General features: G+C 43.1%; 14 protein-coding genes. 12 read left to right on the top strand and 2 right to left on the bottom strand.

The genetic code is table 11. The features are described from left to right. The first annotated feature begins 4 nt into the window (after positions 1–4). The 8 genes from SG0102_RS11055 (at position 5) to SG0102_RS11025 (ending at position 6,308) form a co-directional block, all read left to right on the top strand. Positions 5–421 carry a phosphate-starvation-inducible PsiE family protein gene (locus SG0102_RS11055; protein WP_125119976.1) on the top strand — a complete coding sequence of 139 codons (417 nt, stop codon included), beginning with the start codon at positions 5–7 and terminating at the stop codon, positions 419–421. Positions 422–504: 83 nt separating this feature from the next. Beyond that, a complete protein-coding gene (locus SG0102_RS15385) occupies positions 505–675 on the top strand; it encodes a hypothetical protein (protein ID WP_157983034.1) in 171 nt (56 codons plus the stop codon). A gap of 30 nt (positions 676–705) precedes the next feature. Further along, positions 706–1,677, top strand: a complete 972-nt coding sequence (locus SG0102_RS11050) for a tRNA-dihydrouridine synthase family protein (RefSeq protein ID WP_125119975.1) — start codon at positions 706–708, stop codon at positions 1,675–1,677. Between the two features lie 8 nt (positions 1,678–1,685). After that, positions 1,686–2,060 carry a hypothetical protein gene (locus tag SG0102_RS11045; RefSeq protein WP_125119974.1) on the top strand — a complete coding sequence of 125 codons (375 nt, stop codon included), beginning with the start codon at positions 1,686–1,688 and terminating at the stop codon, positions 2,058–2,060. Between the two features lie 313 nt (positions 2,061–2,373). Then, positions 2,374–2,859 (top strand): hypothetical protein, encoded by a 486-nt coding sequence (locus SG0102_RS11040; RefSeq protein WP_125119973.1) that lies wholly within the window; start codon positions 2,374–2,376, stop codon positions 2,857–2,859. Positions 2,860–3,225: 366 nt separating this feature from the next. Continuing rightward, the gene (iscB, locus tag SG0102_RS11035; RefSeq protein ID WP_125119972.1) at positions 3,226–4,581 is read left to right on the top strand and encodes an RNA-guided endonuclease IscB; all 1,356 of its coding nucleotides are present in this window, start codon (positions 3,226–3,228) and stop codon (positions 4,579–4,581) included. A 64-nt stretch (positions 4,582–4,645) separates the two neighbouring features. Next, on the top strand, positions 4,646–5,191 hold the full coding sequence (locus SG0102_RS11030; RefSeq protein ID WP_125119971.1) for a histidine phosphatase family protein: 546 nt from the start codon (positions 4,646–4,648) through the stop codon (positions 5,189–5,191). A gap of 271 nt (positions 5,192–5,462) precedes the next feature. Continuing rightward, positions 5,463–6,308 carry an alpha/beta hydrolase gene (locus SG0102_RS11025; protein WP_125119970.1) on the top strand — a complete coding sequence of 282 codons (846 nt, stop codon included), beginning with the start codon at positions 5,463–5,465 and terminating at the stop codon, positions 6,306–6,308. On the opposite strand, the gene SG0102_RS11020 is transcribed toward SG0102_RS11025, so the two are convergent. Both SG0102_RS11020 and SG0102_RS11015 read right to left on the bottom strand, forming a co-directional pair. Further along, on the bottom strand, positions 6,292–7,146 hold the full coding sequence (locus SG0102_RS11020) for a patatin-like phospholipase family protein (RefSeq protein ID WP_125119969.1): 855 nt from the start codon (positions 7,144–7,146) through the stop codon (positions 6,292–6,294). The two genes, SG0102_RS11025 and SG0102_RS11020, sit on opposite strands and share 17 nt — an antisense overlap. Beyond that, positions 7,143–8,123 carry a D-2-hydroxyacid dehydrogenase gene (locus SG0102_RS11015; protein WP_125119968.1) on the bottom strand — a complete coding sequence of 327 codons (981 nt, stop codon included), beginning with the start codon at positions 8,121–8,123 and terminating at the stop codon, positions 7,143–7,145. Before SG0102_RS11015 ends, SG0102_RS11020 begins: the two co-directional genes overlap by 4 nt. A gap of 198 nt (positions 8,124–8,321) precedes the next feature. On the opposite strand from SG0102_RS11015, the gene tnpA reads away from it, so the two are divergent. From tnpA to SG0102_RS10995, 4 genes are all read left to right on the top strand, one after another. After that, positions 8,322–8,753 (top strand): IS200/IS605 family transposase, encoded by a 432-nt coding sequence (gene tnpA, locus SG0102_RS11010; protein WP_125119967.1) that lies wholly within the window; start codon positions 8,322–8,324, stop codon positions 8,751–8,753. After that, positions 8,734–10,017, top strand: a complete 1,284-nt coding sequence (locus SG0102_RS11005) for a hypothetical protein (RefSeq protein WP_125119966.1) — start codon at positions 8,734–8,736, stop codon at positions 10,015–10,017. The genes tnpA and SG0102_RS11005 overlap by 20 nt, the downstream gene beginning before the upstream one ends. A 497-nt stretch (positions 10,018–10,514) precedes the next feature. Then, positions 10,515–10,985: a hypothetical protein gene (locus tag SG0102_RS11000; protein ID WP_125119965.1), complete on the top strand. Its 471-nt coding sequence runs from the start codon at positions 10,515–10,517 to the stop codon at positions 10,983–10,985. Then, the gene (locus SG0102_RS10995) at positions 10,985–11,830 is read left to right on the top strand and encodes a PHP domain-containing protein (protein WP_125119964.1); all 846 of its coding nucleotides are present in this window, start codon (positions 10,985–10,987) and stop codon (positions 11,828–11,830) included. Before SG0102_RS11000 ends, SG0102_RS10995 begins: the two co-directional genes overlap by 1 nt. Positions 11,831–11,848 lie beyond the last annotated feature (18 nt).

Genomic DNA, 11,848 nt, shown 5'->3' with positions numbered 1-11,848 from the left:
CCTTATGAAAAAATGCAATAGTATTGATAAAGTCCTGATTCGTTTAACGTTTTATATGGAATTCTTTATTTCCACAATCTTAGCGGTGACGGTCTTTATTGCGGCGATCTATCTGATTCTCGATATTCCGCATCTTATTAATAACAAGCTGCTTACTTCCGGGGTCCATGAGATTCTTTCTTACTGTTTCAATCTGATTATCTTAGTTGAATTTATTCGTATGCTTGTAAAGCATTCGATGGAGAATGTCATTGAAGTGCTGATTTTCGCCATTGCCCGTGGCTTGATCGTGGATCATGCCAATACGGTCTCGTTAGCAATCAGTATCTTAGCTTTGGCTGTTCTCTTTGCCGTACGTAAGTATCTGCTTTTACCAGATGATTTCATCTCTGATGAAGAAAAATATGAACATCAACAATAAACTCCGCATTTGCGGAGTTTATTTGCACTTTACAAAAAAGAGATTTTCTTTTTTATGATAAGCTTACCTAGAGGTGAGACAAATTGAACGTCATGGAAATGTATCATGCTTTAGATGAAAAGACCAAAGAGCAGATTGCTGAGGACCTCAAGATGAATATGACAGTGATTGATTCGAAACAAACTTTTGATGAGCTGTTAGTGATGTTCATGGTCATGAGGACGTTAAAAATCATGCTTCCATATACTTCGTAATATGATAAAATAACGGCCATAGGAGGAACTATGAAATTTTACTTAGCACCGATGGAAGGTATTACGACCTATACGTATCGTAATACGGTTCATAAATACTTTGATCATATTGATAAATACTATACGCCGTTTATTGTAGCAACCCAAAACTTACGGCTTAAAAATAATGAAAAACGCGACATTTGCTTTGATCATAATCAAGGCCTCTATGTCGTACCGCAGATTTTAGCCAATAATGCGGATGCGCTGATATGGGCGATTGCTGAATGCCAGCGCTTAGGCTATCATGAAGTGAATCTGAATTTAGGCTGTCCTTCGCCAACCGTAGTTACCAAAAGACGCGGTTCAGGGATGTTAGGGGATCTCAATGCCTTAGATGAAATGCTTGATCGTACGTTTAAAATGATGCCACAAGGGATGTCGCTTTCCATTAAAACGCGCTTAGGCATTGAAGATACCTCACATACCAGAGAACTCATGCATCTCTACAATAAATATCCTCTTAGTGAGCTGATTATTCATCCTCGCTGCACAAAGGACTATTATAAAAAGCCTGTGCATCTTGATGACTTTGCTTTAGCGCTGCAGGAATCCAATCATGAGATTGTCTATAACGGCAATATCTTAGATGTCTATTCATATAAACAGTTTCATGCGCAGTTCCCTCAGGTCAAAGCGGTGATGATGGGACGCGGTTTAATCGCGGATCCGGATTTAGTGCATCAGATCCAAACCGGTGAAGTGATTGATAAAGAGGTGCTCTTAGCTTTTCTGATGGAACTTTTTGATTTGTATAAGGTACGCATCGATGGCGTGCGTAATACCTTAATGAAGATGAAAGAACTGTGGTTTTATTTACAGTCATTATTTATCTTTGAAAAGAAAGACCTTAAAAAGATTCTCAAAGCCCGCACGGAGGAAGATTATAAAGCAGCCGTCACTTATTTTATTTCCGTAAGTGAGATCGATCCGCGAGAAAAAAGAGATATTCATTTTCGTTAGGAGGAACTATGGAACATAAAGGACATTTACTGACATTTATTATTGCCCCGTTATTAACGGTTTATGTGAAAAACTACTTGTTTCATCATTTGGGGCTGATCACATCCCAGATTACCATCAGTGATCCGACTTTAGTTATTACCAGTGTGATTTATTTGCTTATTGCTTTGATCTTTTATCACTGCATGACCATGTATTTTCATAACATTATTCATAAAGTGCTCTGCCTCGCCTATATTGCACTTTTTGTTTATTTATGCGCCGCCAATATGCATCTTATCCAAAGCGTCATCCCCGCATCTTATACCGCTTTTCTCTATGATGAAATGCCTTTGTATGCGATGTGGACTGGTTTTTGCATAATATCGTTAATAAAATATTAAGAATTAGGAAATTCCTACTTGAAACCGATGCCATTTGGTACTATACTATGGTTGTAGAAAGAAAGAAGGAGATTCCAAAATTCTAGATAATATAAATCATCACAAAGAAAAGATATGTTCTAATCTGAAAGTATTATAACCCGATCTTATAGAGACAAGCATGAAGACTTTCTTCAACACACGATCAAACGTTAATGGTGATCGATTTTAAGGAACTTAAAGGATGAGAAGGTAGTGTAATACGAGTAGATAGGATGTATCTTTTTTTGTATGCTTTTTTATTTATGGTAAAATACATTTGAGGTGGAAATTTATGGATTACGTATTATTTGAGGCTTCTTTTCAGGAAAGCTTCATTCCCGAAGTGACAAAAGAAGAGCATAGTCTCGATCATACCAAACTAAGCCGCAGCATCAAACGCTGCCTGATTCAGGTAATGACAGAGCGCGACGGTTTAGAAGATGGCGAAGGGAAAGATCCCGTTGAAAGAGCGATCAGGGTGCTAACCCTCTTTACCCATTTTTATGATTACTACAAGCTAAAAGGCGGCAAGTATCTCAATGATAAGCAAGCCAAACTGAAGCCAACCCTTGACCTTAAGATTCTCTCATTACTCAACTCGTATGAGATAGCCTTACCGATCAAATGGCCATATGTTGGTAAGAAAGAACATATCGTCATTGGCGTCAGTTATCTCGCTTCCCGTTTTTTAAACAATAAAGAAGTCGATGAAATCATTACCGAGACAATGTTAAAAAGAGAAAAAGAAAGGAATCTAGGGTCAACTACCCGCGACTGAAGTTGCAGGCTTGTCTCGCGCAGGCCTAAGACTGGCGTCGGTACATACGTACTAGCTGATTAGCCTAATGTGCCTTAGGCACTACGTTATCCGCAAAAATACAGGCACCAGGGGATTCTTCCCACGTCCCTCGCTCTGCGGACATGCATTAAACATCTCTGACGGGCAGGAGAAGTGTGCATGTCATACACAACTGCGGATAACCTTGGCGATGGGAACCACCCCGAAAGGGAGAAGCTGCATATATACTGCCTCTGGCAAGCGTATGCAGGCGTGCGTAAGCGCACACTTATTCATCAATCTTAGCTCAGCTGATTAAGTTTATATATTCAAACGTTATTATTTTACAGGAAAGGAGGAATTTCCATGAGCGTATGCGTTGTAGCGCCGGATAAAAAGCTGCTGATGCCGACAAGCGAGTACCGTGCAAGAAAGCTGCTGAAAAGCGGCAAGGCTGTTATCTTTAAGTATAAGCCGTTCACGATCATGCTTACAAGAATCGTAAGCGAGAATATGCAGCCGATCGAGTACTGCTGCGATACGGGATACAAACATATTGGTGTATCCATCAAATCAGAAAAACACGAGTATTTTGACTGCCAATTTGACATGCTTCAGGATGAGAAGAAGCGGCACGATGACCGTCGGAAAATGCGCCGCGCAAGAAGAAACAGGCTTCGCTACAGAAAGCCCCGTTTTGATAATCGGACAGCTTCCAAAAAGGAAGGATGGTTGGCGCCGTCGCTGAGAAACATCCGTGATCAGCATATCCGTATTTTTGAGCGGTTCCTTGAGGTCATGCCGATAGTCTCAGCCACGTTTGAAATGGGCTCGTTTGACGTCCACGCCATGCATGAGTTTGAGGCAACAGGCACCGTGCTTAAAGGCGATGATTATCAGAAGGGGCCGCGATACGGCATGAACACGCTGAGAAAAGCCGTTTTCTATCGTGATAATTACACATGCCAGGTGTGCGGGGAAACCGCGGATGAAGGCGCTATTCTGAGAGTGCATCATATCGGCTTCGAAACAGGCGATCATACGAACCGCATGAGCAATCTGCTGACCGTCTGCACAAAATGCCATACTTCGGCAAACCACAAGCCGGGCGGAAAGCTGTACGACCTGAAGCCTAGGACGAAGACGTTTAACGGCGCAGCCTTCATGAACGCTGTCAGATGGCAGATGTTCAGAACGCTGAAAAGCACCCACCCTGATTTAGAATGGCACATGACATATGGCGCTGCTACGCAGGAGGCAAGAAGAGTCCTACACCTTGAAAAGTCGCATGCCAATGACTCCTACGCCATGGGAGAATTCTATCCAAGACGCAGGACGCCTTTTATGCATTTTCAGAAGCTGAGACGGAATAACCGCATCCTTGAAAAATTCTTTGATGCAAAATACGTTGATGCGCGAGACGGCAAGACAAAGAAAGGTGCAGAGCTGTCATGCGGACGCACAGCCAGAAGCGAGTCAAGACACTCCGAGAAGAACCTTCGCGTATTCAGAGAGCGGAAAGTTTCGAAAGGCAGACGCGTGATCAGAAGAAGCCACTATACACTGCGTCCTGGCGATACTGTTGTTATTGGCGGAGAGAAGCATAGGGCAAAGGGCGTTCATAACAAAGGCACATATGTTGTGACAGACGCGAAGAAGTCAGTGCCTGTTAAGAAAGTAGAGAAGATTATTCATGCAGGTGGGTATATGCCTGTTAAATAGAGAAGGAGGATGGCACAATTCCTCCCGCGAATGAATTCGCAGGTATCTTTGTGCCTATATATCAATGAAAGATATTTATTTTACTAGACATGGACAGACCTTTTGGAATGTCGAGAACAAAATCTGTGGAGCAACTGATATTGATTTAACGCCGCAAGGCTACGCGCAGGCGAGAGAATTAGGAGAGAAAATCAAAGCGAAACAACTACCTATTGATCTGATTCTCTATTCGCCTTTATCAAGAGCCAAACATACGGCTTTAGAAATTGCGAAAATCACCGGTATTCCGGCGATTGAAGAGCCGCGCCTTAAAGAACAGAACTTTGGCCGCTTTGAATCAATGCCGCGCCATAGTGAAGATTTTGATGAAGCCAAAAGCCATTTCGTTTATTCTTTTGACGGCGGGGAGACGATGCTGCAACTAGCGCAGCGCATTTATAATGTCTTAGATGACTGTAAAAAGCGTAATGAGACAGTTTTACTTGTTGCACATAATGGCATTTCGCGTATGGTGCGCTCTTATTTTTATAATATGAGCAACGAAGATTTTGCCTCTTATGGCATAAAAAACTGTGAAATTTTAAAATTTACATATCCGGATGAAAAATAATAAAAAGCACTTGAAAGCGATTTCAGATAGTGCTATATTATAATTAGTAGAAGGGGAACCTTCGTAAATAGATACTTCGGTGGAAAAAAGTGAAAAGACGAGCAAACAAATAGGGTAATATCTAGGTAAAGCTTGAATAATCCTCCAAAATGAATATTTGCAGGATTGAGGGAAAATAGTCCAAGAGATGTGAAAGTCGTGAGATTTGTGGTCAGGACACTTGGACAAACAAACACTGAAGTATCTTTTTTGCGCTTTGAGAGGAGGTATTATGGCAAATTTAGTGGAAACGATTCGTAAACGTTTTGGAGATATTGATACTAAAAGAGATGAAGGACTGACATCCCCGCGTGATATTACGCGCTTAGATGATATTCGTTATGGGGAAGATCCTATGCAGGTCTTAGATCTTTATTTACCGCAAAACATCACCCCACCTGATCCGGTTATTGTGCATGTCCATGGCGGGGGCTGGGTATATGGTGATAAAGACCGTTACCAGCATTACTGCATGTCCTTAGCGCGGCGCGGCTTTGCCGTTGTGAATTTTTCTTATCGCTTAGCGCCCGAACATACCTATCCGGCCAGTTTAGAAGATACGGCTTTAGTCATGGACTATCTTTATAAAAATGCGGCGATGCTGCACTTGGATTTACATCATGTTTTCATGGCCGGTGATTCAGCTGGCGCCCATTTGCTTTGCGATTATCTCAATGCCCGCACCAATCCGGCACATAATCAGTTTGCCTTTATTCATCAGGATATTAAGATCAAAGCAATATCCCTGAACTGCGGCGCTTATATGTTTGCGGATGACCAAAGCAAGCAGCTAATCACTTGCATGTTAGGGGATCATGACATTCAAGAAGTGGAAATTTTGTCTTATGTCAATAGCGATTATCCGCCCGTGCATTTAGTTACCTGTCAAGATGACTTTTTAAGAAATGATGCTAAGGCGCTCTTAAATGTTTTGATCGACAAGCATATTCCTACAACGTTTCATTACTATACGAGCAAGGAAAGAGATGTTTTACACTGTTTCTTCCTAAATATAAAAGATCCTCTCGGCTGGCGAGCCAATGAGGATCTCTGCAACTATTTTAAGACTTTTCTTTAAGAAAAGCACGCACCGCGTCTAACTGTTTATTCGCCGCCACGCGCCCCTCTTCATAAACACGAATGAGTTCCCGGCGCGCTTTGGTATTGGCAGGAATATGAAGCGGTTTTTCTGGCGCAATGACCAGCAGTTCACCAGCCTCTTCCCGCGCATAGATTTCCTGAGTAAGACGGTTATAACGATGATGACGAGATTCCATATCTTCAACGAGAGGGATCTCGTTTTTATAAGCGCGGGCAATCAAAGGCATCAGCTTACTGCGCTCTTTCACATAATCTCGCGGCTGCGTTAAAATGAGGACATTACGATCATAGCCTAAGCTTTCAAAGTAATGCAGGGGAATGGCATCAGCGATCCCGCCATCAAGCAGCCGTTTCCCTTCAATGACAACGGGTTTTGAGACTAATGGCATCGAAGAGCCCGCCCGGACCCATTCCAGATCATCATACAAGGCATCATGCAGCTGATGATAAACCGGTTTGCCGGTATCAATGTCAGTTGCGACACAGTAAAAAGCCATCGGATTCTTTTGAAACGTCGCAAAATCAAGCGGATCAAGAAAGTGGGTCATATCATGGTAAGAAAACTGGGCATCAAACATATTGCCGGTATGAAGAAGGGAAGACCAGGAGCCATAACGATCATCATCGATATATTCGAGATTATAGCGCACCGCCCGGCCGATTTGTTTGGATTTATAGTTGACGCCAAAACATGCTCCGGCAGAGACGCCGATGGCGCCATCAAAGGGAATATGGTTTTCTAAAAGCACATCCATGACCCCGCATGTGAAGAGGCCACGCATGGCGCCGCCTTCTAAGACTAAGCCTGTTTTCATGATCTTTCACCTCGGATCACGACTTTTGCGCGATAACCTAATGTACGATCCACTAAGTTTTCTAATTCTTCGCCTTTCGCAAAATGATCGAGATTACGGATGACCAAATCCGTGTAATAGCGCTGCACACTCTCCCAGTGATAACCGCCGGAAGCATGTGGGGTGATGATCACATTGTCCATATGATAGAGCGGGCAGCTGCTTGGTAATGGTTCCGGTTCAACCACATCTAGGGCGGCACCATAAAGATGATGACTTTCTAAGGCTTTGATTAAAGCCGCTGTCTCAATCGCGCTGCCGCGTCCCACATTAATAATGACGGATCCTTCTTTCATAGCCTCAAACATTTCTTCATCAAATAAATGAATCGTTTCCTTTGTCTCCGGCAGGGAAAGGAAGACATAATCCGCTTTACCAATATGCGCTTTTAAATCATCTGTCGTATATAATTCATCAGTGTAGGCATCTGTTTTTCCAGGATGTTTTTTAAAAGCTATGATATGGGTATCAAAAGCTTTGACACGCTTGGCAAAAGCATGGCCGATATCGCCATAGCCGACGATTGCGACAGTGCTTTGATAAAGCTCTTTCCCAATATAAGAGGGCTGCCATTTACCGGAAAGCTGATTGGTAAAATAGAAAGGGAAATTCTTATTGATGGCAATCAGCATGCCTAAGGCATGTTCGGCAATCGTTGGACCATAAGAGCCTGAGGCATTGGTTAATAATGTATCAGGATTTAAGACACCGTCATCAAGAAAACGGTCATTGCCGGCACTGTTTAAAAGCAGGGCTTTTAAGCGAGGGGTATTTAAATTGAGAGTATGAGCGGGGTTGCCAATGATGAGATCGGCCTCATCGATCTCACTTTGTGTAAGCGTCTTGGCAGGTTTATAAAGGAAATGCCAGTCGGGCTTAGAAGCGATAATCCGCTCCACATTTTTTTGATCAATTTCTGCACAAATAATAATATTCATAAGGTCCTCCTTTTTTGGTATTGTAACACAATCACTATGTGCGAACAGGCTTTTTTTACAAAATGGCGGCGGGAAAGCCCACGGCTTTAGCCGTGGGATGAAAGCCACCTTTTTCCTCTATAAATGGGTGCTCTGTCAGTTTGTCTGCAAAAAAATTAAAAAAATTAATTTGATACTGTTGTGTGATATAATACAGCTATGAACAGATACAGAAGAACAGCCACAACCGTGTCGTTTATCAACTACCATTTTGTTTTCTGCTCTCGCTACAGAAGAATATTTCTGATTCCGAAGCTTGAGGAGCGTTTTAAACAGATCACACGCGATGTATGTGCCGAAAACGGTATCGATATTCTGGCTATGGAATGCCATATTGATCATGTGCATCTGTTTCTAAGTGCTCTGCCACAGATAAGCATTCCCGAAATAATGAATCTTATCAAAGGGCGCACTTCATACATCATAAGAAATGAATTTCCTCAAGTACGATTTATGCCATCGCTGTGGACAAGATCCTATTTTGTCAGCACGGCAGGTAATGTCAGTGCAGAAACAATCAGATGGTATGTTGAAACCCAGAAAACCAGGTCACAGAAAGGAGATGAATACCATGCATACAGTAAGACTTAAGCTTGAAACGGATAAGGAGCAGAGAGATATGCTCGAACGGAGCTTCCATGCACTGTCACATATCCATAATGTTCTGGTTGCTCATGTACGTAAGCTGCTATGCCAGCTGGAGCATAATCATGAGTATCAGGACATGCGTGAAGCCTATATTGATCTGCTTGGCAGAAAGAAGCTCTCCAGAGAAGAGGAGTGCCAGAAAAAGGCTCTTTCGTCAGGAATGAAAGGGATTCGTGAGTCGCTGGGCTTAAGCGAGTATGCGCTTCAGGCATACATCAAGGTATGTGCGAAGCAGTTCAAACAGCTCCTTTCATCCCAGCAGATTCAGAAGGAAGCTACGCGCGTATACAGAAGTGCTCAGGCTTATCTTTTCAAAAATGGCAAGTCAGTGCACTTTAAGAAGTACAGAGATTTCAGTTCCATTGAAGGAAAGTCTCCGCAAAACGGTGCTGTGTTTGACCCTGAATCATTCACAGTAAGAATGAACGGGCAGACCATAATCGTGAAGCTTCCAAAGGATGCCGATTCCGCCGAATACATCTGTGAAGCTCTCAATGACAGCATTTCATACTGCACGATTTCAAGACTGATGTTTCCTAACGGCTGGCACTACTACGTAATTATAACGCTGAAGGGCGATGCTCCAAAAAAGCTTATCCCTGGAAACAGGACAATAGGCATTGATCCGGGCGTGTCAACAATTGCAGCTGTGGCTGATGATGAAGCCTGGCTTGAAGAGCTGGCTCCCAGGACACACGCTTATGCAAAGAAGCTGTCTGACATTCAACGGCGTATGGACGCATCAAAGCGAGCATCCAATCCGTCTCACTACAACGCAGACGGCACAGTAAACAGGCAGTGCCGTGAGCCGTGGGTTTTCTCGAAGAACTATCTGAAGCTGCGGGACTTATACAAATACCTGCACGGATGCAAGTCACGCTATATAAAGTGTTCGCACGGTGCTCTTGCCAACAGGATCATAGAAGCCGGCACTGATATCATTGCCGAGAAAATGAACTGGAAGGGACTCGCCAGACGCTCGAAGAAGCAGACTGAGACAACTGATAGAACTATGGAGGTTACAGACAGTGCCGGAAATCGGAAGCAGATCAGGAAGTGCAGGCGCAAGAAGCGCTTTGGAAAAAGCCTTAGCTCCCGCTCACCAGGACTGTTCATGAGCATTCTTGAAAAAAAAAGCCTCATTCTACGGCGGCAGCGTCAGATACATAGATACAGCGAAGTTCAGAGCGAGCCAGTACTGCCATGATACAGGCAAGTACGTCAAAGTGCCTCTGAGCCAGCGCTCCAAACAGATAGCCGGGATCGCTGTACAGAGAGATCTGTACAGTGCATTCCTCATTCGTCATGCTGATGCATCGCTCAAAAAGCCGGACAGGGATATGTGCAGTGCGATGTACTTCTCTTTCACAGGCGTGCAGGATATGCTTATTGCACGCATGCAGTCAACCAACATCTCGATGCCTCAGTGCTTCGGGTTCTGATACAAAGTAAAAAAACGGGTCAGACATCACCCGCTCTTCTAGGAAATTAGAGGCTCGCCTTGAAATCCCCATAGAGGAGGAATCCTGAACAGCGAAAACGCATGTACAGAATGAGCATTTATGCCATTCTGCCATGAGGCCTATATCTTCATCTATACGGTGTGGTGATGGCAACCGCCCTCTAAGGAATCCCACGGCTTTAGCCGTGGGAGGATGTCAAGATGTGAAATGGGATACAATGAAAGAAAGGAGGGCTTTGCCTATGAGTCGTACAATTATTGAATTACATTATAATGGAGATATCCACTTCGATGTCGAAAACCTGCCTGCCGGCATTTCCGCTGATGTCTATTTAGGATTATATGAAAAGCTGTATACGCAGATGATGGATGATTTCTTCGAATTTGAAACGTCTCAGGATCGCTTAGAAGTTTCTTATTCGGTCTTAACAGATTTACATCGTCTCATTGATGTCTATCAGCTGCGCCGTAGTGAACTGCCATCTTCATTATCCGATTTAAATATTGAAGTGAATGAGTTTCGGGCAATTATGGAAATTGATGAAAATAATGAGATTTCCATTAATTTCTTAGGCGAGGTAGGGGCTCAGGAAATTGTCGTCGGTTTAGCCATTTTGGCCGGAGAAACCTTGAATGTCGTCGATGTGAATACGATGTTAGTCGCCTTAATCTTCGATGTCACACCGCCAGAAAGTGAGGATGTCGTCAACTAATGAGTAACGTTGATTTACATATGCATTCGACTTGTTCGGATGGCTCAGATACGATCGAAGAACTTTATCGCCATGTCCAGCAGGCGCATATTCATACCTTTGCTTTAACTGATCACGATACGATCAAAGGTATTGCAAAGGTAGAGGCAATGATTGAGCCAGGTGATCATTTTATCCGCGGCATTGAGTTTTCCGCCATCACTAAGTATCGTGAAGTCCATATTTTAGGTTATAACTATGATCCGTCTTCGCCCGCTTTATTAGCCGCTATTGCCGAAGGCAGAGAAAAGCGCAAACGTAAGTTAGACAATCGTTTAGATTATCTCAAAGAGCATTTTCATATTGTCTTTGACAGCGATGATGTGGCTTATTTACATAGTCTTAATAGCGCCGCTAAGCCGCATTTGGGACGGATGCTTATGAAATATGGCTATTGTCAAAGTATCAGTGAAGGCATTGAGAAATATATCAAAGGCTGTCCTGGCGATCAGGATCGCCTTGATTATCGCACCGCGATTACCGCTATTCGCAAAGCTGGCGGAATCGCCATCTGGGCCCATCCCCTTGGCGGTGAACACATGCGTCATTTTGAAAAATGGGAGTTAGAGCGTCAGTTAGACCTGCTTTTAGAAGCCGGTATTCAGGGAATGGAATGTTACTACTCACGGTATAATGAAGAAGAAATCACTTTGCTTTTGCAAGAAGCAAAGCGCCATCATTTATTGGTGAGCGGCGGCAGTGATTATCATGGTGCTAATAAAAACATTCCATTAGGCACCTTGAATAACTTTGGCGAAGAGGTGAAAATAGAGCAGTTAACTCTTTTGGATAATTTACTAAAATAATAAATAAACTTACTATGA

This window comes from Intestinibaculum porci (assembly GCF_003925875.1).
Classification (GTDB): domain Bacteria; phylum Bacillota_I; class Bacilli_A; order Erysipelotrichales; family Coprobacillaceae; genus Intestinibaculum; species Intestinibaculum porci.
This window is presented reverse-complemented; position numbering and strand designations above follow the sequence as displayed.

Coding starts and splice junctions, on each gene's coding strand:
- SG0102_RS11030 (WP_125119971.1), top strand. CDS start 4,646: ATGAAAGATATTTATTTTACTAGACATGGACAGACCTTTTGGAATGTC.
- SG0102_RS11025 (WP_125119970.1), top strand. CDS start 5,463: ATGGCAAATTTAGTGGAAACGATTCGTAAACGTTTTGGAGATATTGAT.
- SG0102_RS11040 (WP_125119973.1), top strand. CDS start 2,374: ATGGATTACGTATTATTTGAGGCTTCTTTTCAGGAAAGCTTCATTCCC.
- SG0102_RS11005 (WP_125119966.1), top strand. CDS start 8,734: ATGCATACAGTAAGACTTAAGCTTGAAACGGATAAGGAGCAGAGAGAT.
- SG0102_RS11050 (WP_125119975.1), top strand. CDS start 706: ATGAAATTTTACTTAGCACCGATGGAAGGTATTACGACCTATACGTAT.
- SG0102_RS11045 (WP_125119974.1), top strand. CDS start 1,686: ATGGAACATAAAGGACATTTACTGACATTTATTATTGCCCCGTTATTA.
- SG0102_RS11000 (WP_125119965.1), top strand. CDS start 10,515: ATGAGTCGTACAATTATTGAATTACATTATAATGGAGATATCCACTTC.
- SG0102_RS10995 (WP_125119964.1), top strand. CDS start 10,985: ATGAGTAACGTTGATTTACATATGCATTCGACTTGTTCGGATGGCTCA.
- iscB (WP_125119972.1), top strand. CDS start 3,226: ATGAGCGTATGCGTTGTAGCGCCGGATAAAAAGCTGCTGATGCCGACA.
- tnpA (WP_125119967.1), top strand. CDS start 8,322: ATGAACAGATACAGAAGAACAGCCACAACCGTGTCGTTTATCAACTAC.
- SG0102_RS11015 (WP_125119968.1), bottom strand. CDS start 8,123: ATGAATATTATTATTTGTGCAGAAATTGATCAAAAAAATGTGGAGCGG.
- SG0102_RS11055 (WP_125119976.1), top strand. CDS start 5: ATGAAAAAATGCAATAGTATTGATAAAGTCCTGATTCGTTTAACGTTT.
- SG0102_RS11020 (WP_125119969.1), bottom strand. CDS start 7,146: ATGAAAACAGGCTTAGTCTTAGAAGGCGGCGCCATGCGTGGCCTCTTC.